Genomic DNA, 24,546 nt, shown 5'->3' with positions numbered 1-24,546 from the left:
TGACTATATTTCTGATTATCTTTCTGCCCTACGAATCAACATTCCAGGCTCATAAATAATAATCGACCTTCCGTGTCTTTTAATCCAACCTCTTTGTGCAAAATCCATCAAGGCTTTGTTAACAGTTTCTCTAGAAGATCCAACCAATTGAGCAAGCTCTTCTTGCGTTAAATCGTGAGGAACAAGCACGCCTTCTCTAACAGGCTCGCCAAATCTAGAAGCAAGATTTAAAAGCGTTTTAGCCAATCTTGCTGGAACATCCATAAAAACAAGATCGGAAATATGCTCATTATTTGCTCTTAAGCGCGCAGCCAAAACCTGAAGCATGTCTACAGCAACACGAGGATGGTGACCCAACCAGTTAAAAAGCACCTCGTTTTCTAACCAGAGTACGCGAGTTTTATCTGTAATAGCAATCGCAGAAGCCGTGCGCGGACCGCCATACGGGTCAAAAACAGGAATTTCTCCAAGAATTTCCCCGTGCGTGTGAATGCTAAGCAATTGCACACGATTATCTCTTGAATGACGAACGAGTTTAACGCGCCCACGCTCCAAAAGATACATGCGGCGATCTGTATCTCCTTCGTTAAAAATCGCCTGCCCCCTAGAAAAAACCGACTCATGCAAGTGTTCTAGCAGCTCCCTCGCTTGATCTAGCGGCACTTGCTTAAATAACGCGGTATGCGTTAACGGAAGGTCTTCCTCGTAGGGCTTATTTGGCTTAATTCTTACCACAATCAGCCTCCAATGTGTTTTAAAAATATTCTACGAAATACCCATGGCATCTAAACACCATGCGTTTTCGTAGCAAACTTCTTCCCATTTTTTATACCTACCAGAGCCACCGCCGTGGCCTCCGTCTGTTTCAATTCGCGCAATCGCATCCACTCCAGCTGCCTGCAAACGAGCAAGCCACTTAAGAGGCTCCGTAACAAGAACGCGAGTATCGTTAATCGAAGAAGTTATAAGAATCTTTGGAAACTCGCCCGCCTTAACGCTCTGAGGTACATTTTCGTACGGCGTGTACGACTTTAAATACGCGTAATCTTGCGCGTTGTGTAACGGGTCTCCCCATTCGTCCCACTCGGTAACAGTAAGCGGCAACGATTCGTCTAACATAGACGTAAGCGCATCTACAAAAGGAACATCCGCCTCGATTCCTGCATAACATTGCGGAGCCATATTTGCCACAGCGCCCATAAGAAGGCCGCCCGCGGAACCGCCATTAGCCACAGTCTGATTTGCCGAAGCATACCCAGCTTTTTGAAGAGCGCACGTAACATCTATAAAATCTTCAAACGTGTGTTTTTTGTTGCGACGCCTACCATTCTCATACCACGCGCGACCCATTTCTCCGCCGCCGCGCACATGAACTTGAGCAAAAAGCACTCCTCTATCTAGCATGCTTAAACGCGCAACCGAAAAATATGGATCGCTGCTAATCTCGTACGCTCCATAAGCAGTTATAAACATTGCATTTGTTTTTGCAACAGCGTCTTTTTTCCACACTAGCGAAACTGGCACGCTCTCGCCATCTCGAACCTTAACCCACACTCGTTTTTCTGCGTAGTCATTTTCGTTAAAATCGCCCAAGATTTTTCCGCGCTTAAGCAAAACACTTTTACCTGTTGCTATGTCTAGCTCTTTTAACGCTCCAAGAGTTGCGTAACTTGAGCAAGAATAACGTATTTTTGGCGCTTCGTAACACGGATTTCCCGTTGCTCCAATAAGGCTGATTCGGCTATTTTTTGCCTGCTCAGGCGTTATTTTAGATAATTCTTTGCGAGCGCTGGTAAAACGGAAGCTTGCGACTTTTGCGCAAGAATCGCTAAGATCCAACGAGTCGCAAGAAACCACAGAATTGCAAGAATCTTCTACAAACCCATCTTCTTTTACAAGACGGAATCTCCAAGGGCACCCAGACTTAAAGTCTTCAACGGCATTGCTTTTAGTCATAACTGCTAATTGAGGCAAACCATTTGCACGGAAAGAAAGAGCCACGTAATTTTTATAAACGCTTAAACCATCTACGCTTAAGCCGCGCAATCCTTGCAAAATCTTAGGATTTTTGCTGTTGTAATACGGCTCACTAATGGCCTTTTTACTTGCGCCTTTCTCTATTAAATCGCCATTTTTACATCCGTAAGGAGACCCTTGTGCAACACAGCAGCCTTCGCCAATGTTAAACGGCATTGAATCTATAGAGTGCTTGCGCAAATCTATAACGTCAATCTGAAAATTCGGATTCTTAAGATTGTGGCTTACAAACATAAGTGGAATGTCTTTGCCATCTTGCCCAGCGTTTTCAAAGCAAGCAAACGAAACGTCGTATTCCACGTTTTCTACAGGCTTTAACACCGTTTTAAAATCTGCTTCTGGAGTGCTTAACGGCAGCATTAATACGCGTGAAGTGGTTTTAGAGCTGCTGTTTATAATAACGCTTCGCTCATCAAAGCTTTCGTACACGCTAACAAAAAAGCGCTCGTCTAAATCTTCAAAAACTTTAACGTCATTTTCTACGCTTGTTCCAACCTTGTGTCTAAACACCTGATATGGACGCCAAGCACTATCTAAAGTTACGTAGAAAACCCATTTTCCATCTGGCGTTAAAAGCGCGGAAGATATGCCTTTTATGCAATCTGAAAGCGTTACAAAACTATTGTTATAGCGAGTGTTGTAATCGTCACCAGAAGGCGCGCAAAAATCGCGTATATAAAAGTCAAATCTTTCGTTGCCGCTAGTATCTACCCCAAACAACATTCGCTTTCCATCTAGGCTAATATCCATTCCGCCAAGCTGGAAGAATCCGCCATTAAAACGATTGGCTTCTATGTTAGCGTCAAAAATAACCTCTTCGCCTGGAGTCTGGCCAGCATGCGCGCGCTCATCTATAACAGGTGGATTCCAGTCATCTTTGCTCTTAATTTTCATACGGCATTGAACGGCGTATTGCTTGCCTTCTTCGGTTCTAACGTAATACCAATAACCGTCCATGCGAGTTGGAACCGACATATCTGTTTCTTGAATACGGCTCTTTAACTCACTAAACAAATGTTTACGTAAAGGCTCTAAACTAGAAACGCGTTTGCTAGTGTACTCATTTTGAGCGTTAATATAATCGCGTAAATCCTTGGATTTAGTGTTTTTCATCCAAGCATATTCATCTACAAACACCTGGTTATGAAACTTACGAACGTAATCAACTCGTTTTGCAGGAAGTGGCTTTTCAACAGTCTTAAAATCACCAACTTTTAACGAATTATCTTCCATTTATAACCTTTGCAACCTTTACAGACTTTACAACATTTACAACATTTACAGCGCTTAAAATCAGTCTTTGCTATTAACAGAATCAATAATAAACGGAATCATAAGATCTTCTAGCTCGTTGCCATTTTGCGCCGCAAAAAATGGAACACCTTCAAAAGTTCCAGCCGCACCCTTAGCTTCAATAAAGCTATTATTGCAAGTTTTAGCAACCCTAGAAGAAGCAAGAGTCACACCAAAAGTCTTAGACATGCTTCGCCTAAAATCAACCAAAGTTGCATCTTTCTTAAGCTGACGTATGCCAACTGCAAGAACACGATCTGGGAATTTTTCAATGATTTTTGCATAAGTCGAAGGGTCTTTTTGGCCATCATCTCCAATAAGAACAAAACGCATACCTGGAAAATCATTCATAAGCTGCTGAGCAAACTCAAGCTTGTGCTGCGGTCCAGTTGGAACAAAAGTCTTGGGGCGCGGGTCTAAATCCCTAAGAAGAAGAGGGCCGGCAGGAAAACCTTCGCGCAAAATAAAGTGGCGAATTGAGGCTTCTACATTCCAAGGAGAAGTGGAAAGATAAAAGAACGGAACACTAGGAATTGAATCACGAATACTATTAAAAAAGTGACTCATGCCATTAACGGCATGCCTATGCTCTGGATTCATAATAAGCAGATTGTAGGCAGCTCTAAGAGGAGAAGGCGCTTGAGTGACCATAATAGTATCGTCAACGTCGGAAATAATACCTAAAGGCGTCTGCTCCGATATAACAAACATGCTTGCTTCAACAGGATCGCGATTATCAACCTTGTACGAAACCTTGTGTTCGCCTGCTAAAAGCGACCTTTCGGTAATCAAATCTAAGTAACCAGAACAATCCGAAACGCAATATTCAGCGCTGCTATTATATGCAGAATCTGGCTTATCGTACACAGAAGAATCGCCAACCTGCGCCCATTCAACAGCAACGTTATCAATGCTTAGAGCAACCTTAACACGAATTGCAGGAACAACAAGCATTGCGTAAATACCGCGCTTTAAAGCGGAATGATGGCCAGCTTTAGGCGCTAAAACGGTTCGGCAAATCAAGCGCGCGTAGCGATCGGTACCGTAGCCAATATATGGTTCAACGCTAGGAAACCAGCCAAAATGGCGAGCGATTTTGCCGCTTATGCGCACCCAAAGCCCGAAACTAGATGTTACAAACTTTCTAGCAAACTGAACAATTGGAGGCTTTTTGTCTAAGCGCTCTTCGCTAGAAGGGGCATCAAACAGCGTTTCGGTAACACGAACCTGAATCGGAGTGCTACTAACTCTTCTAGCTGCAGCAGGCAAATCGCCCTTTAAATCCGCTGCCTTATTGGCGAACTGGTCCATCTGGTTGTTCTCCAACAACTTCCACAACTGTTCCGCGAGGGCAGTTGTCAAATACCCACTTTGCGTCTTGCTCATACATGTTTATGCAGCCGTGAGAACCGTACTTTGCAGGGTATCCCTGAGCTATACCAACATTGTTCCAAAGAGCGGTGTGGAACGAGATTCCGCCATTAAAGTAGCTAACCCAGGTAATTCCAGGTAAGAAATACCTAGAGCCGTTTCGGTTAAATCCACGCATATCTTGCACCCTGTAGCGCAAGTAAATAAAGTACGTTCCGTTTGGCGTTTCGTAATAACCGTTTGAGCCGCTGCAAACTGGGAAGGTTTTAAGAAGCTGATCGTCTTTGTAAACGCTTATTGTTTGGTCTGTTTTATTAACAACAACACGCATTTCGACGGTCTTTTTTTCGATTCCAAACTTAACAATGTTTGTTGGAACACTAATCTTTGCATCCGCCGACTTTTCTACAGCCTGAACAACCTTATTCGCAAAGTCTTTAGAATATTTAACTTCTATACCGTTAACGCCCTTAAGCGTTGTTAATATAAACTTGCCTTGCTTGTTGTAAGTATCTTCTTGATCTACTTTTTGCTGATTAAGATTTTTAGCAAGCTCTTTAGAAAGCCATGCGTCTGCAGCAGATGAATCAACCTTGTACGAAATCTTCTTTTTTGTACAATCTGCATCAATCTTAATCCAAGACGCTAAAACAGACTTTGGAAGTGTAAAATCTTTTGAATCACCATTATCCAACGTGATTTTTTTAGATAGTAAATTATTAAGCTGATCAACGGTTTTCTGTGCAACATCGCGCTTAATCGGAGCTTCCACTCTGCGCGAGCTAACCGTAACTTTTACTGTTTTACCAGGATTTTCCAGAACTCGCTTAATCGCTTCGCGAACTGGCAAAGTTATAATCGTACGCCCTGGAACACCATCTTCTACAACGTAAGAATTGGAAGAAGAATCAAACTTAGCCGTATAAGGCATTGCTCGATCTTTTTGGCTCACAAACTTTTTAACAACATATGCATCCATACGGTCGTTGTTTAACTTAGCTTTAAGCCCAACGTTTTCTTGCATCCACGGCATAAGCATTGTAAACACATTATTGTGCTTTGCGCGCATAATGCTCTGCACGGTTGCGTCTTTATCTATGTTTACCGATAAATCTTTAAGGGTTTCAACGGAGCTTTTTCCAGAATCGTCTTTAATCTCAATCTTTGTGTTTTCAATCGCGTTATTCACAGCGTTGGTAACTTTTTCAACCTGCGCGCCCGAAATCTCGCTGCTGCCAGCAAAATGTACTCCTGGCGCAACGCGATCGCGGAAGTATGCTTGCGACCCCACAAAAGCAGCCGCCAAAAGTATTAAGAAAATAACGAACGAATAAAGCAATACAAGCGCAGACTTATTAGACTTCCTACGCTTTTTTGATACTGCAAATTGTTCAGTATCGTCGGACTCAAAAACGTCTACATTATTTTCTTGTAATTCAGACATGACCATAAACCCCTATAGTTCAATCATGCAAAACGCATGTTGCAAGCTTATCACTTGCGCGTCATATAAGTCGCCATGCAAGTCGCATACAAATCGCCGTACAAATCGCCATATGTTAGGCACACAGTAAAAATGCACAGTCAAGATGCGCTAAATACGTAATGAAAATGTGAAAATAATTAAATATTGGAAATTATTTGACAATTATTAGAAAAATAATGCCCACAACTCGAATATATGTGCAAAAATGAGAATATGCCAGATATGCCAATTCAAGCAACAATTGCGTTAATGGTGATTGTTTTTGCGCTAGTTTTTGCGCCATTCGTCATTATGATAGTCGCGCGCGCCTTGAAAAAGCAGTATTTAGCCGAAAAATTATCGGAAAGGCACGAAGACAGCGTTCACTACGCCTTTATACTTAATCCTTCTAAACCACAAGCCGAACAATACCGAAAAAGCATTAAAGATTACTGCGCTTCCAACGATTTTACGTACGAAATAATAGATACGCAGCTTAACAAGGATGGGCGCGAATGTGCGCTAGAAGCACTGAAAAATGGCGCAAACGTTGTTGTTGCTGTTGGCGGAGATGGCACTGTTAGAACGGTTGCGAGCGCAGTTAGCGGAACAAACCACGCTATGGGAATTATTCCAATCGGCACGGGAAATCTGTTTGCACGAAATATGGGTATTCCAGTAGACGATGTTCAGGCTGCGCTAAAAGTGGCCACTAGCCATGGTTCTAGGTTTGTTGACGTTGGTCGCGTTTTTATACTCGACAAGCCATACGAAGATCATGGTCACGCATTTTTGATTATTGCGGGAATTGGATTCGACGCGCTTATGATAGACGACACTAATCCCGCGCTTAAAAAGAACATAAGCTGGCTGGCGTACTTTGTTGCAGGCGTTAAGCACTTGTTTGCGCCAAAATACCGCGGAGACGTTACTTTTACGCGCACAGATGGAACGGATTACACAGCTAAATCAATATCTTTCCGAACTCTTATGGCTGGAAACTGTGGACAAATTCCAATGTTTTCGCTTATGCCAGATGCCGCTTACGACGACGGCATACTCGACTTTGAGGTTATTGACACTTCTGGCGGATTAATTGGATGGGCTAACTTATTTGGAGATGTTGTGCATCAAACGGTTACAGGCAAAGCGCAACAAAGCCCACTTTCCACAAACTCCAAAATTGACCAATCGCAGGGGCTGGAGGCCATTGTAAAGCTTGAGCGATCTGCTCCAGTGCAGGTTGATGGAGATATTTTGGGATACACAAAACACCTGCGTTTTAGTGTAGATAAACGAGCATTATGCGTACGCGTGCCGCAAAGTCTGCAATCTTCTTTAACCCAAAATAACGCTGACTTACATTAAAATACCGCCGCCGTGGCAAAATAAAAAATTATGGTAGCAAAAAATGCGGGAATGCCCGCCACCCCAGAAGATCTAGTAGACGTTGACGCTTTGATTGGCGCTTACTACGATGAAGTTCCAAATTCCAACATTCCAGAACAGCGCGTGATTTTCGGCACGTCTGGTCACCGTGGTTCTGCTTTAAAAACTTCGTTTAACGAAGCTCATATTGTGGCAATTACGCAAGCAATTGCTGAATATCGCAAGAGCGCTGGAGTTAATGGCCCACTTTATATTGGTAGAGACACACACGCTCTTTCGGAGCCTGCTCAAAAAACAGCAATTGAGGTTTTGGTTGCTAACGGAGTTCACGTTCGCGTGGATTCCCGCGGCGACTTTGTGCCAACACCTGTTGTGTCGCAAGCAATTTTGACGCACAACCGCGCAGCAGATGGCACTCAGCGCTTTAGCGGAGACGGATTGGCCGACGGCATCGTCGTTACTCCTTCGCACAATCCTCCAACCGACGGCGGTTTTAAGTACGACCCTGTAACTGGCGGCCCTGCCCCAGCAGACGTAACTAATGCGATTGCAAACCGCGCAAACGAATTGCTTGACAACTACAAGTCCATTAAGCGCGTGCCTTTTGAAGAGGCAATTAAGTCTGACTTAGTAGAAGGCTTCGATTACCGCGAACACTACGTTAGCGACTTGGCAAACGTTATTGACTTTGATGTAATTCGCTCTAGCGGCGTGCGCTTGGGAATTGATCCTTTGGGCGGCGCAAGCGTAAACTATTGGCCACTTATGAACGAAAAGTACGGCCTGAATATTGGCGTTGTGCGCCCAGACGTAGATCCAACTTGGCGATTTATGACCATTGACCACGACGGCAAGATTCGTATGGATCCAAGCTCCCCTTACGCAATGAAGGGATTGGTTGATCAGCTTAATGCTGGCGCTTGGGATAAGTACGATTTGGTTGGCGGCACCGATCCAGATGCCGACCGCCACGGAATTGTGTGCCCTAACTGGGGTGTTATGAATCCAAACCACTACATTGCAGTGTGCGTGGAATACTTGTTCGGCGGCGCTCGCCCAGATTGGCCAAAGAACACAGCAATTGGCAAGACACTTGTGTCTTCTTCCTTGATTGACCGCGTGGCTGCTTCGATTAACGCAAAGCTTGTGGAAGTTCCTGTTGGCTTTAAGTGGTTTGTTGACCCACTCTTTAGTGGCGAAGTTGCTTTCGGCGGCGAGGAAAGCTCTGGCATGAGCTTCTTGCGCAAAGACGGCCGCGTTTGGACCACCGATAAAGATGGTTTGATTCCTGATTTGCTCGCTGCAGAAATCACTGCAAAGACTGGCAAGAACCCAGCTCAGCTCCATCAAGATCAGGTTGCTCGCTTTGGCGAAAGCTGGTACAAGCGCGTGGATACTCCAACAACGCTTGAGCAAAAGCAAAAGTTTGCAGCTCTAAGCGGCAGCGACGTTGAAGCCACTAAGCTTGCTGGCGAAGATATTACTGCAAAGCTTACGGAAGCTCCAGGAAACGGCGCAAAGATTGGCGGCTTAAAGGTTACAACCGAAAACAATTGGTTCGCTGCTCGCCCATCTGGCACCGAAAACATTTACAAGGTGTACGCTGAATCCTTCGTTTCTCCAGAAGCGCTAGATAAGGTGCTTGAAGAAGCTACTGCCGTAGTAGACAAGGCTTTGGCGTAAGGCTTTGGCGCGACTAGTTAAAGTTAAACACATTAGTCGAAGTTGATTTGCGATTAATTCGCTTTTATATCTGCGCTGGTTGCTAATGCGGCCAGCGCATTTTTGAAAGGTTTTGCAATGATTGTTGTTTCTACCGATGGGTCCGCACTTGGAAACCCAAACGGATCAATGGGCTGGGCTTGGGCAGATCACTTAGATAATCTAGGCAATGCTAGCGAACACAATCACAGTGGAAATGCAGACGCAGGAGGCGCAACTAATGGCACTAATCAAATTGGCGAATTATGTGCTGTTCTGGAAGCTTTGCGCGCACACCCTGGAAGTGAGCCTTTAACAATCGAAAGCGACTCGCAATATGCGATTAACTGTGCAACCACTTGGATTCACGGTTGGAAAAAGAACGGTTGGAAGAACTCCAAAAAAGAGCCTGTAAAAAACGCAGATTTAATCCGCGCGATTGATGCAGAAATTTGCAATCGAAAAGGCCCTGTTAAGTTCGTGTGGGTTAAGGGTCATGCTGGAAACGCTGGAAACGAAAAGGTTGACAATCTTGCTAGAACTTACGCCGAAGATTGCCGCAGCAAATTGAAGGATGGATATTTGCCATTAGAAGGATGGAAATCGTTGATTTCTTCTGAATATTCAGATGGTGTTGACGTTCCGCAAGACGCAAAAATGCTGTTGGATGGCACAATTTCTAGTAGCGAATATCACATTGGCAGATGCGTTGGAAAAAGTGTGAATCCAGATTTTGATTGCAAAAACGCCGAGGATTCTAAAGCCGAGAACACTAAAGTCGATAACACTAAAGTCGATGACACTAAAGCCGAGCAGATAACGCGTGAAACAAAGTGTGAAACAACACAGGAATCAGCTTGCGAAGCGCATAAAAAATCAGATGCAAAAGTGGAATATAAACCAGTACCAGGTCTAAGCGTTAGTGGCGTTCTTCAATTTAGCCCTGCTCCACAAACAAGCTCCAACTTTGACGGAAATCCCCGATTTATAACGGGCAACATACAGTTAAGCGGATACGTTATGCCAGATGGCACTTTTAAACTAGACCCAACCGAGTTCTACATTAAGACTACGCGCTAATACTCACTAAACGCGCAATAATCTTAACGCAGACTAATATGTAATATGTATGAAATAGATGCGATTAGATAATCGCTAAAAATGGCGCAGTATCGCACAAAATCGCGCGATATTAGCCTGCCAAAGGCAAGAAAGTAGGCACAAATGGATAAAGCACAACAAGACGCGCTAAAGAAGGCCGCTGGAATTGAAGCTGCAAAAATCGTACAAAATGGCATGATGGTTGGACTCGGAACAGGATCCACCGTTCGTTTTTTGGTAGATGAGCTTGGTCGCCGAGTTAAAGAAGAAGGCTTAAGCTTTACGGGAGTTACCACTTCTCGCCGTACGCAAGAGCAGGCAGAAGGCTACGGAATTAAGATTCTTGATATTAACGATGTTGACCATATTGACGTTACGATTGATGGATCGGACGAAGTAGACAAAAACTTTAACGGAATTAAGGGCGGCGGCGCAGCTCTTCTTTGGGAAAAGATTGTTGCAATCAACTCCGATCGCATTGTGTGGATTGTAGACGCAAGCAAGGTTGTAGACACAATCGGCAAGTTCCCACTCCCAGTTGAGGTAATTCCATTTGGCTCCGCACAGGTTATTCGCAAGTTTGAAAAGCGCGGATACAAGCCAGTTTTGCGCTTGGATGCTAATGGCAAAGAGGTACGCACAGACGAGAATAACTTTGTTGTTGACTTGCACTTGGAGCGCATTGACCACCCACAGGAGCTTGCTAAAGACTTGATTGAAACTGTTGGCGTTGTTGAGCATGGATTGTTCCTTAACATGGTTGATACTGTGATTGTTGGCGATCCAAATGGCCCTCGCACGCTTACAAACCCAAATAAGTAAACGCATAATCTAATATTTAACCAATCATTTCCCGAGAATGTACGTAAAATCCACTGTTTTACGTACATTTTCGGGAAATTTTTTACAGTCGTCAATCGTAATAAAAAAAAAGCGCCGGAAAAATCCAACGCTTTTAAAAGTGTTACGTGCCCAAACGGGCAGGCGCGCCAAACAGCTATTACTTACGCTGATGACGAGTCTTACGCAGCAGTTTGCGGTGCTTCTTCTTGCTCATCCGCTTGCGGCGCTTCTTGATGACAGAACCCATCTGAAGCCTCCATTCATATGTAAAGTGTGCAACTTGCCTAATGTTACACCGTTTTAACGACTTTGAAAAATCCTAAAGCAAAATTTTATAAAAACACATGCAAAACACATGCAAAACACATGCAAAACGGCTTATATTAGCGCAAATTTACATTGGGAATTGCTTGTAGAATCTTTCAACAGACTGCTTTGAGCCAGTTATCTCAAAAACGGCGGTATCGTTCTGCCAAACAGCACTAGCCTTCGATTTATTGCCTGACTCTGTTTTTAGCACATAGCTTCCAGTGGTTTTGCCAGAAACTTGAATCTTTCCAGACGCAACATCTACGCCACTTAATCCATCTACCAAAAGTTCGTACTGCTTGTTTGCTAAATCGCGGCTGCTCCACTGAGCAACAACTAGCGAAATATCACTCCCAGATTCACCCGTAGAATACTTAACTGTATATTCTTCTAGCGGAGAAGCAGAAGACCATTTTGCGCTGGCAGCAGCATCAACACGCGCAAAATCAAGAACGGTATCTGGCATAGATTTTAAAAGTGCGGTAGACGTGCTAGGCAAATCCTTAGCCTTAATAGAAGGCGTTTTGGCAGAAGACACATGCGTTTTAGCATCTTGTGCAGCTTGCTGGCGATTTAACGCCCACCCTGGCCAAACAAATGCAGAAACAATTGCCAAAACAACAACTATTGCGGCAACAACAATCACCTTACGCAAGTTATTATGAGATGCCGAAAAACCTTTAGATGAAGTAGAAGAATTATTCGCATAAAAATTCATTTTTTTACCCCAATAATGCCGTTAATCATAATTGGATTATCTCACAAAACTATGACGGTAAAATGTCTACAAATGCGGCTAGCGTCAAATCATGGCTGCAAAATCTTCTACTTACTACTTATGCTCCGAATGCGGTTGGAGCGGATTAAAATGGTACGGACGCTGCCCAGAATGTGGCGAATGGGGTACGTTAAGCGAGTTTAGCGAGCCAAAGGTGCAAAGTGGCGTCTCCAAAACTTTAAGATCTGCTAGAAATTCTAGAAGCGCAAAAGCTAACGCGATTGCCGCATTAAACCTTGATTCTAGCGTAGACGCACAGCCAATTAGCAGCATTCAAGCAGACAATGGAATTAGAATACACACGGGATTTAGCGAATTTGACCGCGTTTTAGGCGGAGGGCTTGTTCCAGGGTCTGTAACACTTATAGCAGGCGAACCAGGAATCGGAAAATCCACCTTGCTTTTGGAAACAGCTGGAAAAGTGGCCAATGCTTGCAGCAAAATCGCAGAAGTTAGCAGAAACGAATCCCAAAAAGGCATAGTCCTGTATATTTCTGGAGAAGAGTCAAAGCCTCAAGTAAAATTGCGCGCGTCACGCATAAACGCCATAAGTCAAAATCTTCTTCTTGCTAGCACAACAGACTTAAACACAGCTTTAGCGCTAATCGAAAAGTATAAGCCAACTCTTGCAATTGTTGACTCAGCACAAACCATTGTTTCTAGCGATGTTGAGGGCATTACAGGAGGCTCCACTCAAGTTCGAGAAGTAGCTAGTGCACTTATTGACGTTGCTAAAACATGTAATATTCCAGTGCTTTTAGTTGGTCACGTTACAAAAGACGGCTCGATTGCAGGCCCGCGCACACTTGAACACCTTGTAGACACTGTTTGCCAGTTTGAAGGAGACAGTCAAACCGCTTTGCGCATGCTTCGCGCTGTTAAAAATCGTTTTGGGCCTACAGACGAAGTTGGCTGCTTCGACATGAGCGGATGTGGCATTGAAGAAGTTCTAGATCCTTCTGGCCTGTTTTTGTCTTCTAACGAGGATTGCAAAAACGAAGGCACATGCGTAACACTTACTTTAGAAGGCAATCGAAGCCTTGCTATTGAGATTCAGGCGCTTGTTACAAACTCCGTTTTGCCTGCTCCTAGACGTGCAGTTTCTGGAGTGGACGCAAACAGAATTGCCATGCTTACAGCAGTTTTGTATAGGCATGGAGGATTGAATCTTCTTGCCAATGATCTTTATGTTTCTACGATTGCTGGAGCAAAGGCAAAAGAGCCTGCTTGCGATTTAGCAATAGTGGCGTCCCTTGCAAGCGCAGCAAAAAATAAGCCAGTTTTGCCGTTTACGTGCGCAATTGGTGAGATTAGCTTAACTGGCCAAGTTCGATCGGCTTCTAGAATGGAAACTAGACTTAGGGAGGCGGCCAGAATTGGCTATAAGCGTGCGATTGTTTGCCGTTTGCAAAAAAAGATTCATGTTGCAGGAATTGATGTAATTGAGGTAAATAATCTTAAAGAAGCGTTGAGCGCGCTGGGATTGTAGGAGATAAATATGGTGGACTTTAGCCAATGGGCTGCGTTTACTTCGCAAAAAACTAATCGCTCGCTTGCAGGTTCGCGAGTGTTTATTGAAGATGTAAACAACGGAAACAATAGCGATAACAATAACAGTGATAACTGCGATAACATCAACAACAGCAATGTGCAAAGATTCCTGCAAAGCACGCAATCTTGGGGAATAATTCCTATAGATTCTAAGGAAGACGCTGATTTTTGCGTAAAAATCTGCCAAAAAAACCTAGAGACCACTATAGACGCGCCTAAATTAAGCGGAAAAGACGCCATTGACTACGCGCAAAGCCACATGCCAGTAATGCGCACGCTACTTAATGATTTACAAGAAAATGGTCTTAATTTAAAAGGCGTTAGAATAGCTGTTTGCCTTGTGCTGGAGCCAAAAACAGCCGCATTGCTAAGAGAGTTGCACGCGCATGGCGCTATTGTGGGCGTTTTTTGCGGCCCAGACGAAACAGATCAGCGAGTGGCAGATCAGCTTAAAAAAGAGGGCATTTTGGTGCAGGCAAATCGCGAGTGGACACCTGAGCAAACACACCAAGGCGCACTAAATCTTCTAGACGATATACAGCCAGACATAATAATCGACGATGGTGCTAGCTTTGCCCGCCTAGCAAGCCTGGAGCGCCCGCAAATCGCAGCAAATCTAATAGGCGTTGCAGAAGAAACAACAAGCGGAGTGCGCGCATTTGAAGCAATGCAAAAAGCGGGTCACCTGCACTACCCTGTAATCGCAGTGAATAACAGCGCTTTAAAAACTGATTTTGACAATCGTCACGGCACTGGCGAAACATGCGTTACAACAATGCAGCAAATTCTTGGAAGCGAATGCTTTAAAAACGCTAAAGTAACCGTTGTTGGATACGGGCCAGTGGGCCGTGGATTTGCATTAAGAATACGCGCTCTGGGCGCAAAAGTTACAATCTGCGACACTAACCCAGTTCAAGCTTTGCGCGCAGTTTTCGACGGATTTGAAGCTAAAAATCTTGATTGTGCTGTTAAAGAAAGCAATATGATTGTTTCTGCGACTGGCGTTCGTCACACAATTACATTGCAACACATGCAAAACATGCAAGAAAACGCGATTTTGGCTGTTATTGGTGGAATTGCAAACGAGATTGCACTAGACGAAATCCCTGATTTTAAGCCGATTGTTGGAACCGCGCAAAGAAAAATCCAAGTTCCGTTAGGCCCGCAAATTACGTTAATAAGCGAAGGAGACGGAACTAACTACACAACTGGCGGCGGAAATCCGATTGAGATTATGGACTTTAGCTTTGCTGTTCAAGTGAGCGCGGTTGCGTATTTGCTAGAGCACAATGGCAATAAAAATGACGAAAATCGCCTTGATTCTGGAATCTATCAACTGCCAGAAAGCTCCGATAGGCAAATAGCAAGCATCGCACTGGCAAAACGCGGATATAGCGCAAGCGAAGCCAATAAAAACAACGGCTACAAGTGGGATTTAACGCGATTTGCGGAAGAAAAAGCCAATTAACTAAAATCAATTAACCAAAACATAATAAATCTAGGCAATAATAGAATAAAAGCAACAAAAGTAGTACAACATAATTCCTTAAGGAACACAATGCTTACAGACCCAATACGCGCACTCGCACACCCAACACCACTTAGCGAAGTTACACTATACAGCGCAGCAATGGTTATTCCAGTAACGGGGCCAATAATCCCCGAAGGTGCTGTTGCTGTATCTAACGGGCGCGTTGTGCACGTTGGAACACGTCAATGGGTTTTAAACACGCTAAAAAGTGAGATGCCTAGCGAATCGTATATGCAAATGTTTAGAAACGAGAAGCATTGGCATGGGCTTATGACGCCAGGCCTTATAAACGCTCACACGCATTTGCAATACACAAACATGGCGAGCGTAGGTCGCGCAGAATATAGAAATTTCCACGATTGGGAACAGGGATTCAACGTTGTTTACGACAAATTGCACGAAGATAAGCAGCAAAACCCTTCTTTAACTACGTGGAAAGATTCCGCATACAAAGGCGCAAGAATGATGGTGGAAGCTGGCACAACCGCAGCCGCCGATATTGTAACCGACATTGAAGCCGTTGGCGCGCTTGCAAGCCAGGGAATGCACGGAATTGCCTATTGGGAGGTAATGGGCTGGAAAAACGTTGACTGGAAGGAAGAAGGCTACGCTAAGCTGCTAGAGATGCTTGGCAAAATGATGAACAACGGCAGCATACCGAGTATAGGTATTAGCCCACATGCACCTTATAGCCTAGAAACCGAGCCATTTGTGGACTTGCCAGACATTGCGCGTCAGCTAAATATGCGCTTGCATATACATCTTGCAGAAACGCCAATGGAGGCGGGAAACCACGCAGATACCTTAACTACATATTCTGCTCCAGATTGGAATAGCAATGTTTGGGAAAGCTATAGCGAACTTAAATCGCACGGAATGACGGCATCCGCAATACAATTTTTGGATCAGCTTGGATCTTTGGGGCCAGACGTTCATATTGCGCATGGCGTTTGGGCAGACGGCGAAGACCGCAGGATCTTGCGCCAGCGCGGAGTTGGCGTGGCACTTTGCCCAAGATCCAATCGCATTACGGTTACCGAGCGAGACGCGCCAATTCGCGACTATATGGAAGAAGGAAATCTGCTTTCGATTGGCACGGATTCGCTATCTTCTTCCCCATCTTTAGATGTTTTAGACGATGCTGCAAAAGTCTACGACTTAGCAACAGCGCAGGGCTATAGAAAAGATGATTTAACGCATCGCATTATTCGCATGCTCACTTTAGGAGGAGCCAGCGTTATGGGCTTGCATGTAGGCCCGCACAGAATTGGACAGATTAATGCTGGAGCCACAGCAGACCTTGCATTCTTTAACATTCCAACCGATACAAACTCTCCGCAAGGTGTGGAAGAGACTTTGCACAATTTTGTTCGCCACGGCGCAGGAAGTGCAAAAGCAACAGTAATATCGGGAAATCTTGTGTACAATAATGGCGCTTTTGCGCAATAACACTTGCGCAATAACACTTGACTAATATCAATGCAAATATAAGTCAACACATATAAGTCAACACAAAATAAAACGATAGATATCAGGAGATATTATGAGCGTCAATGCAGAAGATATGAGCGATTACGCCAAAAATCTTGTTAAAGAATTGCACTTAGAAGCCCACCCCGAAGGCGGATGGTACACTCGCGATTGGCAAGCGGCACAGCTATATAGCGCAAACAACGCAGATGCGAGCGCAAACAACGCGCAAATTGACGAAAACTCTAGTGCAAACGCGCCAAGACCACTTGCATCGCTTATTTACTTTCTTTTACCAGCTGGCGATTCAAGCGCGTGGCATAAAGTTGATGCAGACGAGATTTGGCTTTGGCACGGACCAGCAAATCTTACGATTGAGCTTGGCGGTTGCGGCGTAAATCCTTGTGCAGAGGCAAATTCGCAGAGCTTTACACTTGGAAACACTAAAGATGGCAGCGGCTTATCTACGCGCGGTCACCTTGTGATTCCTGCTGGAACATGGCAACGAACTGTGCCTAGTAACGCAGATGTATTGGTTTCTTGCGTTGTAAGCCCTGGTTTTACTTTTAGCGGATTTAATTTAGCATCTAAAAACGAGTAGGTTACTTTAAAAGCGCAATCTACTTTAAAAGCGCGTTCAAAACGCTCAAAGTTAAGCTTCCAGCGCGATTTGCTGCAAGAACTAAATCGTCTTTATGCGCATCAACCGACTCGTATGATTCTCCACAGCGATTGCTCATTGCTCGAATCGCAAGGAACGGCACGCCATTTTTAGCTGCAATATGTGCTGCGGCAGCGCCTTCCATCTCTTCGCAGTCGCCAAAAACCTCTTTGCGAACTGCGTCTAGAATCTTTGGATCTGTGTTAAATTGGTCGCTTGTTGCTATGTTTCCGCAAACATAAGCAACGCCATTTTCGCTCTTGTTAGACGCGCTATTTTCATTAGACGCGCTTTGCAAAATACACGCACAAGAATCACAAGCAACCGAAGATAATTCTTGCAAAGACTTTTCAAGCCTAAATCCCAATGATTGCGCAAGACTTGCTGCTAAATTGCACAGCTTTGAATCCGATTCAAAAACGTCCTTATATGGAGAGCACTCGGCAATAATTTGAGTATTTGTTTCTAGATAGTGAAGATTCTTGCCTATAACAACATCTCCAACACCAAGACGAGGGTTTAAAGCGCCCGCAATTCCGCTAAAAATCAACACTTGCGGCTTGGCTTCAATTATAAGAGCCTGGGCAGCTGCAGCCGCTGCACACTTTCCCATTCCAGCAACGCATATTGTAAGAATCGCGCTATTTTCTTTGTTATTAGAGGCGATTTTACCTTGAATAAAAGTAACACCGTAATCTTGCCAAGACTTATATTCACCATTAAATGCTTGCAAAATAGGCTGAGCTTCTTTTTGAAGAGCCACTATAACAGCGAGGCTTAAAAGATTGCTAAAATCGCCAGAATTACCGATTGAAAATTCCTTTTGCATAGTCTCCCCTAAAAATAAGTTCAATAAATCTAATCTAATAAAATCTAACAAAATCAAATATAGTCAAACACAGTCAAATACTTATGATTCTAAAATCATAAAGGCACTTCAACACACCGCAACACACCGCAACACACCGATTGCAACCACCGCTTAACATTTACAAAATTAAACATAAATAAGCAACCATTACACCACTAAATCAACAAACTATAGCACGTTATAAGCAATCGCGATAACAATTCTGTAGCAATTAAGCCTTAAATGCTTCTATCGTCTTATAAACTATCAAATGTACAACCGCAAAACCTCGATTATAAATCTAATAAAAATTACAATAACAAGGCTTTGCGTAAAGATGCGAAGGAGAAAAAATGGCTATTTTCGTACATAACAACTTGCACACTAACCGCGTGGCAGCAACAGCTACAAAGATTGCAGCAGCAGCATTAGCAGTGGCAGCAATGGTTAGCACAGCAGCATGCGGAAGCCAAAACGCACAAGATTCAAACCAAAAGACGATTACGCCAGGCGTTTTGACAATCGGCACAGCTCAGCCAACTTACACACCATGGATGTACGACAACAAGCCAGAAAACGGTAAAGGATACGAGTCCGCAGTAGCATACGCCGTTGCAAAGAAGCTTGGCTACGGCAAAGACAAGGTTAAGTGGGTTCGCACAACCTTCGATTCCGCAGTAACTCCAGGACCAAAGGACTTTGATTTTAACCTTCAGCAGTTCTCTATTACAGCAGAACGCAAGAAGGCAGTAGACTTTTCGCCAAGCTACTACAACGCAACTCAGGGTGTTGTAGTTAAAAAAGACAGCAAGTTTGCTAACGCAAAGACTTTGGCAGACCTTAAAACAGCTACGATTGGCGCAGCGGTTGGAACAACAAGCTACAGCTTTGCTAAAGACAAGATTAAGAGCGATATTCAAACCTTTAACGATAACGACGCTTTGGTTCAGGCTCTTGACTCTAAGCAAATCGACGCACTTGTTATTGATACTCCATCTTCCGTAAACATTGTTCGCAGCAAGCAGGTTAAAGATGGCGTTGTTCTTGGTCAGATTGCAGGTTCGGAAGATAAAGAAGGAACTGGCCTTGTGCTTCCAAAAGGCTCTAAGCTTACTGCAGACGTTACTAAAGCTGTGAATGCGCTAGAAAAAGATGGTACTTTAAAGAAGCTTCAAGAAAAGTGGCTTGCAGACTACACAACTAATGTGCCAGTTTTAAAGTAAATTGATCTAAATAAATCAAACAAAATAGATTAAAAATAGATCAAAACAAATAAAATAAATAAAAATCGTACTATCCTCATTACCAATACGCATTATTGTAAGCAACTTGTAACCCAATCGTCACATAAAAGTGCTTACAATAGTGCGTATCATTCATTATGTCGAAAGGCTTGAGTGCCGCCAATGTCAGTACTTAACGGCAATACAAAAACCCGCGAATCAAACAAGGCTGGAGAATACGTTTTAAGCAATATCGAGCTTGAGCGTAGATCAATCCGCAAAAAACAGAATCTTAAATCTGTTCTAACAAGCATAATAAGCACTTTGGTTCTGTTGGGCGTGTGTATTGCAGCGCTTGCAACGAGCCCTGGCTGGCCAAGAGTACGAGAGACGTTCTTTTCTGGCAAGTACTTTATGCTATCTTTGCCTTCTGTTTTGCAAGGCTTAATGCTTAACGTGCAAGTGCTTGCATTTGCCGTGGTCGGCGTTGCAATACTTGGAACTTTAATTGCCGTTATTAGAACAAGCGTAAGCCCAATGCTTTTCCCTCTGCGAGCTATAGCGCAATTCTACACAACCATTATGCGCGGCATACCAATGCTTGTTGTTCTTTACTTAATTGGCTTTGGCATACCAGGCTTGCAGCTGTTTGGGCGAATTCCGCCAGCAATACTTGGCACGATTGCCATTGTTATGAGCTATTCCGCATACGTTGGCGAGGTATTGCGCGCAGGCTTTGAAGACGTGCATCCATCTATGCGAGCATCCGCAAGGTCACTTGGTTTAACATCTGGTCAAACTGTGCGATTAGTGGTTATTCCACTCGGCTTAAGAAAAGTGGCTCCTGCCTTAATGAACGACTTTATATCCATGCAAAAAGACGCAGGTCTTATATCGGTTTTGGGCGCTGTAGACGCAGTTCGAGCCGCTCAAATATCTGTTGCAACTTCTTATAACTTCACTCCGTACGTTGTAGCAAGCGTTGTGTTTATAGCATTGAGTATTCCATTTATTGTTCTAAACGACTGGTATACAGCAAGACTACGCAAGCGCGAGCTTAACGGAGGAACCGTGTGATGAATAACGTAACAAATCAAAAGGTAAATCAGCAAATGAGCGATCAAACAAACACAAGCGATCAAACGGATTTAACCCCAGTTTTGCGTCTAAGCAACATTCGTAAATCATATAATTCAACGCCTGTTCTTAAGGGTATTTCTTTTGATATTGCGCCTCACGAAGTTGTGGCACTTTTAGGGCCTTCTGGAAGCGGCAAATCTACTCTTATGAAGTGCATTAATTTGCTTGAGCGAGTAGACGACGGCCAAGTTTGGCTTGGAAACACAGACATTACCGACCCGCGCATAAATCAAGATAAAATTAGGTCTCAGATTGGCGTTGTGTTCCAGCAATTCAATCTTTTTACGCATATGAGCGTTTTAGATAACGTAACTCTTGCTGCACGCAAAGTTCACCATTGGAGCAAAGATCGCGCAGAAAGCCGCGCAATGGAGCTTCTATCTAGGATTAAGCTAGAAAATAAAGCAAAGTCCTACCCAGATCAGCTTTCGGGCGGCCAACAGCAACGAGTGGCAATTGCGCGCGCACTTATGACCAGCCCGCAGCTTTTGCTTTTAGACGAGATTACGTCTGCGCTAGACCCAATGCTAGTTGGCGAAGTTCTAGACATGGTTGCGGAGCTAAAGCAGCAAGGAACAACCATTTTAATGGCCACTCACGAGATGCATTTTGCGCACGAAGCTGCCGACAGGGTGGTTTTGCTTAGAAATGGAGTTGTTGCAGAAAACGGCACACCATACGAGGTTATGGATGCCTGCAGCGACCCAGAAACGCAAAGCTTCTTTAAATCATTCCGACACTAGAGCGCGTGTTTGCTCAACGTCTTTGCTAATAGCGTCTTTAAGCTGCTCTTGCGATTCAAAAGCCTGCTGGGGGCGCAAGAAGCGCGCAAATTCAATGCAAACTCTGTGCCCGTATAAATCTTGAATCTTATCTGTTAGAGCATATGCTTCAACAGTGCGATTTTGGGCAGCGCGATTAGACTCTTGCTCTTCTAGAGTGTAATCGTAAGCATCCGCGCTATTTGCTGCGTCATCTTTAAAAGTAGGATTAGTGCCAACGGAAATCGCAGCTGGCCAGCGCCAAGGCGAATGCACTCCAAGATGAAGCTCATCTTTACGCAAAACACCCACGCTAGGAATGTTGCTGCAAGAAGAAGTGCCATTTTGCTCGTCTGCATCTAAATCAACAATCCAGCCAGCGTAAACGCCATCAACTGGAACATAGCCATCAATGCGCTCGCCAAGATTTACAGTTGGGAACCCAATTTGGTGGCCTCGCCCAGCTCCGTGAACAACAATGCCTTCTACCCTATGCGGCTGGCCAAGAATATCTCCAGCGTCTCGAACTCTTCCATTTGCAAGCATCCAGCGCACATTTGTAGAGCTCCAAGCACGAACCTTTTTATTTGGAATGCCTTTGCTCCAAGCGCGATATTCCGCCTTATTCATGCCTTCTGCTGGATTCTTTGGCTCCCCACTTTCTTCGGGAACTTCTGGAACAATTGGGTCTGGAACACGAACGTCTCCTGGACCAAAATCTTCTACAACAACAAGATTAAAAACGCCTGTAGCTTGCGCAAGCTCTTTAATTGCGTGAACATTGCCAGCCCTTCTAGCACCAAGAGCTGCATCCGAGCCTAAAACAAGCGCGCGCATGCCAAGCTTTCCAACCAGCTGACCAAGGAAGAACCTATACGATTTTGCCGCAAAAGCCAGGCTGTATCTAACAATAATAACGTGATCAACATCCATCTGCTGCAAAACCCTAAGACGTTGACGAACGCTTGTTAACGCCTGAGAGTCTACTGGAATTTGCGCATTATCGCCAAAGTCATCAAATAAATCTGGATTCTCGTGTACAACACTTGGACGCGGATCAAACATTATAACAACTGAAAATGCGTTGTTTTTTCGCGCAATCTCCACTGTTCGCGCAATAACCTTACGATGCCCAAGATGCATTCCGTCAAATACGCCTATTGTAACGACTGCCTTGCGCTGAGCGCTTAATGTTGGCCAATTAATCATGCCGTTGGCATCTGGTCGAATGTCGATGACCTTCATCATATCCTTACTGTTCGCAAGAGCTGCAAATACTGGTATCGCTTTATTTTTAGATGCCGCTTTGCTTGAGCCCCTATTTTCACACTATTTACTATTTTACCAGCAAACTAGCTTTGCACAAATACTACAATTGGTTTAGCTTCTATAAGATTGGAATTTTTTTCGATTTTTTCGATTTTTTCGATTTCTGTTGGAATTTTGGCTTGAGATATAGAAACCGTTCTGCTTAAATCTTCGGTTGCTTGCGATTTTTGGGCGGTCTGCAAAACAGCAACAACGTCGTTTTGCTCATCTTTTGCGGCTTTTACATACGCAATCGCATTGCTTGCGCTAATAGCAGGAATTGCAATCTTTCTACCAAATCGCAAGTCTTTAGCTTGATTTTCGCTTACTTCTACCACTTGCATTGTTGATTTTGCTGCTTCAAACATGCTGAGCAAATTGGTTTGCAAATCGTAGTTTTTATCGCCATTAGACTCGCTATTGGACTCGCCAGCATGTTCGCCAAGTGTAGCCAAATCAACAATAGCCTTTGTGCGCGTTTGCGTAACGCCATTTTTGTCTGTAAACGTGCGAACTGTAGTCTTAAGCTTAAGCACGCGACTATCTTCTACCGAAAAATCGCCAATCTGCGTTCGCCTAAGGCTCACCAAATGGCCTCCAACGCCAAGAACACGCCCTAAATCGCGAGCCAACGCACGAATATAGGTTCCGCTAGAGCAAGAAACGCTTGCACGCACGTCAATAACCTTTGCGCCGCTTACACCCACGCCAAAATGCGCATCAAGCAGCGAAAAATCGTGAATAACAACCTCTCGAGGCTCTAAATGCACGTCCTTGCCTGCGCGCGCTAAATCGTAGGCGCGAACACCATTTATTTTTATAGCCGAAAAAGCCGTTGGCGCTTGCATAATCGAGCCAGTAAAATTCTTGGCAACCGTGCAGCGCAATTCTTTAAGAACTTCATCAATATTTGCGTGGTTTGAGCTTAGAATGCCACTCTCATTCTTTGCGCTTTCTACAACATCTCCGTCTGCATCATCCGTATTAGTTGATTCACCAAGACGAATCACAGCCTCGTATGTTTTATTATGACCAAGCAAATAGTTTAGCAAACGAGTGGCGTTACCAAATCCAATGATTAAAAGACCAGTGGCCATTGGATCGAGAGTTCCAGCGTGACCCACGCGCTTAGTGTGCAGCAGGCCACGCGCACAAGATACAACATCGTGGCTGGTAACGCCTTTTGGCTTATCTACTAGCAAAATGCCAGAAGATGGCAATTTAGAATTACTCATTGCCCTCGTTAAAGTCGCTGTTAAAGTCGCCGTCTTCAAAGTCGTTATCTTCATCAGAGTCGCCGTCTTCAAAGTCGTCGTCAAATTCCTCGTCTTCACGCGGCTTTTTGTATGGATCTGCTTCTCCAGCGTATTTAGCTGTTTCTCGCGCTTTAGCTAACTCCTCATCGCGCTTACGCGCCGCAACCAAAATGTCTTCAATCTCGTGAGCTTCGTTAGGAACCTCATCGTAAACAAATTGGATTTGAGGCGTTAATCGCAAGCCTGCTTTAGCTCCAACTAAAGTGCGCAAACGACCCTTAGCTTGCTGCAAAGCCTGATTTGCGCGCATGCGCTCACCCTGCTCTTTTCCAGCAGTGCCAAGCTGCGTCCAATACACTTTGGCGATTTGCAAATCGTTAGTAACCCTTACTTCTGTAATAGTAACGTTAGCAAGTCGCTTATCATGCAAATGCGATTCCATATTGGACGCAATAACTCTGTGAATCAAAGCCGCAATTCGCGCGGCTCTAGGGTTTGTTCCAGCCAT

General features: G+C 44.2%; 21 protein-coding genes. 11 read left to right on the top strand and 10 right to left on the bottom strand.

Annotated features, from left to right (window positions below):
* Positions 1–15 precede the first annotated feature (15 nt).
* Genes QP420_RS02920 through QP420_RS02905 form a run of 4 tightly spaced genes read right to left on the bottom strand, consistent with a single transcriptional unit; the run spans position 16 to position 6,145 of the window.
* Entirely contained in the window at positions 16–735 is a 720-nt protein-coding gene (locus QP420_RS02920; RefSeq protein ID WP_060786862.1) for a Crp/Fnr family transcriptional regulator, read from the bottom strand.
* Positions 736–765: 30 nt separating this feature from the next.
* Entirely contained in the window at positions 766–3,270 is a 2,505-nt protein-coding gene (locus QP420_RS02915; protein WP_481616492.1) for a S9 family peptidase, read from the bottom strand.
* A gap of 60 nt (positions 3,271–3,330) precedes the next feature.
* On the bottom strand, positions 3,331–4,641 hold the full coding sequence (locus QP420_RS02910; protein ID WP_060786860.1) for an App1 family protein: 1,311 nt from the start codon (positions 4,639–4,641) through the stop codon (positions 3,331–3,333).
* Positions 4,622–6,145 (bottom strand): L,D-transpeptidase, encoded by a 1,524-nt coding sequence (locus QP420_RS02905; RefSeq protein WP_481616491.1) that lies wholly within the window; start codon positions 6,143–6,145, stop codon positions 4,622–4,624. The genes QP420_RS02910 and QP420_RS02905 overlap by 20 nt, the downstream gene beginning before the upstream one ends.
* A gap of 255 nt (positions 6,146–6,400) precedes the next feature.
* Here QP420_RS02905 and QP420_RS02900 point away from each other — a divergent pair, with 255 nt between their 5' ends.
* The 4 genes from QP420_RS02900 to rpiA all read left to right on the top strand — a co-directional run bounded on the left by QP420_RS02900 (position 6,401) and on the right by rpiA (position 11,179).
* Complete coding sequence (locus tag QP420_RS02900; RefSeq protein WP_060786870.1) at positions 6,401–7,534, top strand: diacylglycerol/lipid kinase family protein; 1,134 nt, start codon at positions 6,401–6,403, stop codon at positions 7,532–7,534.
* A gap of 30 nt (positions 7,535–7,564) precedes the next feature.
* On the top strand, positions 7,565–9,238 hold the full coding sequence (pgm, locus tag QP420_RS02895) for a phosphoglucomutase (alpha-D-glucose-1,6-bisphosphate-dependent) (protein ID WP_060786858.1): 1,674 nt from the start codon (positions 7,565–7,567) through the stop codon (positions 9,236–9,238).
* A 117-nt stretch (positions 9,239–9,355) separates the two neighbouring features.
* The gene (locus QP420_RS02890) at positions 9,356–10,336 is read left to right on the top strand and encodes a ribonuclease H family protein (RefSeq protein WP_481616490.1); all 981 of its coding nucleotides are present in this window, start codon (positions 9,356–9,358) and stop codon (positions 10,334–10,336) included.
* A gap of 144 nt (positions 10,337–10,480) precedes the next feature.
* Positions 10,481–11,179 (top strand): ribose-5-phosphate isomerase RpiA, encoded by a 699-nt coding sequence (rpiA, locus tag QP420_RS02885; protein WP_004131725.1) that lies wholly within the window; start codon positions 10,481–10,483, stop codon positions 11,177–11,179.
* 178 nt (positions 11,180–11,357) lie between these two features.
* On the opposite strand, the gene QP420_RS02880 is transcribed toward rpiA, so the two are convergent.
* Positions 11,358–11,447, bottom strand: coding sequence for a 30S ribosomal protein bS22 (locus QP420_RS02880; protein WP_004268639.1), 90 nt, complete (start codon positions 11,445–11,447; stop codon positions 11,358–11,360).
* Between the two features lie 147 nt (positions 11,448–11,594).
* Positions 11,595–12,227 carry a hypothetical protein gene (locus QP420_RS02875; protein ID WP_415688996.1) on the bottom strand — a complete coding sequence of 211 codons (633 nt, stop codon included), beginning with the start codon at positions 12,225–12,227 and terminating at the stop codon, positions 11,595–11,597.
* 91 nt (positions 12,228–12,318) lie between these two features.
* Between QP420_RS02875 and radA the strand changes: the two genes are divergently transcribed.
* The 4 genes from radA (at position 12,319) to QP420_RS02855 (ending at position 17,440) form a co-directional block, all read left to right on the top strand.
* Positions 12,319–13,776, top strand: a complete 1,458-nt coding sequence (radA, locus tag QP420_RS02870; protein ID WP_481616489.1) for a DNA repair protein RadA — start codon at positions 12,319–12,321, stop codon at positions 13,774–13,776.
* Positions 13,777–13,785: 9 nt separating this feature from the next.
* The gene (locus QP420_RS02865; RefSeq protein ID WP_481616488.1) at positions 13,786–15,306 is read left to right on the top strand and encodes an adenosylhomocysteinase; all 1,521 of its coding nucleotides are present in this window, start codon (positions 13,786–13,788) and stop codon (positions 15,304–15,306) included.
* Positions 15,307–15,396: 90 nt separating this feature from the next.
* On the top strand, positions 15,397–16,818 hold the full coding sequence (locus QP420_RS02860; RefSeq protein WP_060786852.1) for an amidohydrolase family protein: 1,422 nt from the start codon (positions 15,397–15,399) through the stop codon (positions 16,816–16,818).
* A gap of 94 nt (positions 16,819–16,912) precedes the next feature.
* Positions 16,913–17,440, top strand: a complete 528-nt coding sequence (locus tag QP420_RS02855) for a cupin domain-containing protein (protein ID WP_415688990.1) — start codon at positions 16,913–16,915, stop codon at positions 17,438–17,440.
* Positions 17,441–17,459: 19 nt separating this feature from the next.
* On the opposite strand, the gene QP420_RS02850 is transcribed toward QP420_RS02855, so the two are convergent.
* Positions 17,460–18,329 (bottom strand): 5'-methylthioadenosine/S-adenosylhomocysteine nucleosidase, encoded by an 870-nt coding sequence (locus tag QP420_RS02850; protein ID WP_481616487.1) that lies wholly within the window; start codon positions 18,327–18,329, stop codon positions 17,460–17,462.
* A 374-nt stretch (positions 18,330–18,703) separates the two neighbouring features.
* Here QP420_RS02850 and QP420_RS02845 point away from each other — a divergent pair, with 374 nt between their 5' ends.
* The 3 genes from QP420_RS02845 to QP420_RS02835 all read left to right on the top strand — a co-directional run bounded on the left by QP420_RS02845 (position 18,704) and on the right by QP420_RS02835 (position 21,456).
* Entirely contained in the window at positions 18,704–19,573 is an 870-nt protein-coding gene (locus QP420_RS02845; RefSeq protein WP_060786849.1) for an ABC transporter substrate-binding protein, read from the top strand.
* Positions 19,574–19,756: 183 nt separating this feature from the next.
* A complete protein-coding gene (locus QP420_RS02840) occupies positions 19,757–20,650 on the top strand; it encodes an amino acid ABC transporter permease (protein WP_481616486.1) in 894 nt (297 codons plus the stop codon).
* Positions 20,650–21,456, top strand: coding sequence for an amino acid ABC transporter ATP-binding protein (locus QP420_RS02835; protein WP_081090937.1), 807 nt, complete (start codon positions 20,650–20,652; stop codon positions 21,454–21,456). The genes QP420_RS02840 and QP420_RS02835 overlap by 1 nt, the downstream gene beginning before the upstream one ends.
* On the opposite strand, the gene ribF is transcribed toward QP420_RS02835, so the two are convergent.
* The 3 genes from ribF to rbfA all read right to left on the bottom strand — a co-directional run bounded on the left by ribF (position 21,442) and on the right by rbfA (position 24,546).
* Positions 21,442–22,719: a bifunctional riboflavin kinase/FMN adenylyltransferase gene (gene ribF, locus QP420_RS02830; RefSeq protein WP_481616538.1), complete on the bottom strand. Its 1,278-nt coding sequence runs from the start codon at positions 22,717–22,719 to the stop codon at positions 21,442–21,444. The genes QP420_RS02835 and ribF overlap by 15 nt on opposite strands.
* 107 nt (positions 22,720–22,826) lie before the next feature.
* Complete coding sequence (gene truB / locus QP420_RS02825) at positions 22,827–24,017, bottom strand: tRNA pseudouridine(55) synthase TruB (RefSeq protein ID WP_481616485.1); 1,191 nt, start codon at positions 24,015–24,017, stop codon at positions 22,827–22,829.
* Positions 24,010–24,546, bottom strand: a complete 537-nt coding sequence (rbfA, locus tag QP420_RS02820) for a 30S ribosome-binding factor RbfA (RefSeq protein ID WP_481616484.1) — start codon at positions 24,544–24,546, stop codon at positions 24,010–24,012. Before rbfA ends, truB begins: the two co-directional genes overlap by 8 nt.

The sequence above is a fragment of the Bifidobacterium sp. UMB1197 genome (assembly GCF_030217745.1).
GTDB classification, from domain to species: Bacteria; Actinomycetota; Actinomycetes; order Actinomycetales; family Bifidobacteriaceae; genus Bifidobacterium; species Bifidobacterium vaginale_B.
Note: the sequence above shows the minus strand (reverse complement) of the source record. Positions and strands in the feature narration are given on the sequence as shown.

Excerpts from the sequence above, each read along its gene's own strand:
- QP420_RS02915 (WP_481616492.1), bottom strand. The coding sequence starts at position 3,270 with ATGGAAGATAATTCGTTAAAAGTTGGTGATTTTAAGACTGTTGAAAAG.
- QP420_RS02910 (WP_060786860.1), bottom strand. The coding sequence starts at position 4,641 with ATGGACCAGTTCGCCAATAAGGCAGCGGATTTAAAGGGCGATTTGCCT.
- QP420_RS02905 (WP_481616491.1), bottom strand. The coding sequence starts at position 6,145 with ATGTCTGAATTACAAGAAAATAATGTAGACGTTTTTGAGTCCGACGAT.
- QP420_RS02900 (WP_060786870.1), top strand. The coding sequence starts at position 6,401 with ATGCCAGATATGCCAATTCAAGCAACAATTGCGTTAATGGTGATTGTT.
- pgm (WP_060786858.1), top strand. The coding sequence starts at position 7,565 with ATGGTAGCAAAAAATGCGGGAATGCCCGCCACCCCAGAAGATCTAGTA.
- QP420_RS02890 (WP_481616490.1), top strand. The coding sequence starts at position 9,356 with ATGATTGTTGTTTCTACCGATGGGTCCGCACTTGGAAACCCAAACGGA.
- rpiA (WP_004131725.1), top strand. The coding sequence starts at position 10,481 with ATGGATAAAGCACAACAAGACGCGCTAAAGAAGGCCGCTGGAATTGAA.
- QP420_RS02880 (WP_004268639.1), bottom strand. The coding sequence starts at position 11,447 with ATGGGTTCTGTCATCAAGAAGCGCCGCAAGCGGATGAGCAAGAAGAAG.
- QP420_RS02875 (WP_415688996.1), bottom strand. The coding sequence starts at position 12,227 with ATGAATTTTTATGCGAATAATTCTTCTACTTCATCTAAAGGTTTTTCG.
- radA (WP_481616489.1), top strand. The coding sequence starts at position 12,319 with ATGGCTGCAAAATCTTCTACTTACTACTTATGCTCCGAATGCGGTTGG.
- QP420_RS02865 (WP_481616488.1), top strand. The coding sequence starts at position 13,786 with ATGGTGGACTTTAGCCAATGGGCTGCGTTTACTTCGCAAAAAACTAAT.
- QP420_RS02860 (WP_060786852.1), top strand. The coding sequence starts at position 15,397 with ATGCTTACAGACCCAATACGCGCACTCGCACACCCAACACCACTTAGC.
- QP420_RS02855 (WP_415688990.1), top strand. The coding sequence starts at position 16,913 with ATGAGCGTCAATGCAGAAGATATGAGCGATTACGCCAAAAATCTTGTT.
- QP420_RS02850 (WP_481616487.1), bottom strand. The coding sequence starts at position 18,329 with ATGCAAAAGGAATTTTCAATCGGTAATTCTGGCGATTTTAGCAATCTT.
- QP420_RS02845 (WP_060786849.1), top strand. The coding sequence starts at position 18,704 with ATGGCTATTTTCGTACATAACAACTTGCACACTAACCGCGTGGCAGCA.
- QP420_RS02840 (WP_481616486.1), top strand. The coding sequence starts at position 19,757 with ATGTCAGTACTTAACGGCAATACAAAAACCCGCGAATCAAACAAGGCT.
- QP420_RS02835 (WP_081090937.1), top strand. The coding sequence starts at position 20,650 with ATGAATAACGTAACAAATCAAAAGGTAAATCAGCAAATGAGCGATCAA.
- ribF (WP_481616538.1), bottom strand. The coding sequence starts at position 22,719 with ATGAAGGTCATCGACATTCGACCAGATGCCAACGGCATGATTAATTGG.
- truB (WP_481616485.1), bottom strand. The coding sequence starts at position 24,017 with ATGAGTAATTCTAAATTGCCATCTTCTGGCATTTTGCTAGTAGATAAG.
- rbfA (WP_481616484.1), bottom strand. The coding sequence starts at position 24,546 with ATGGCTGGAACAAACCCTAGAGCCGCGCGAATTGCGGCTTTGATTCAC.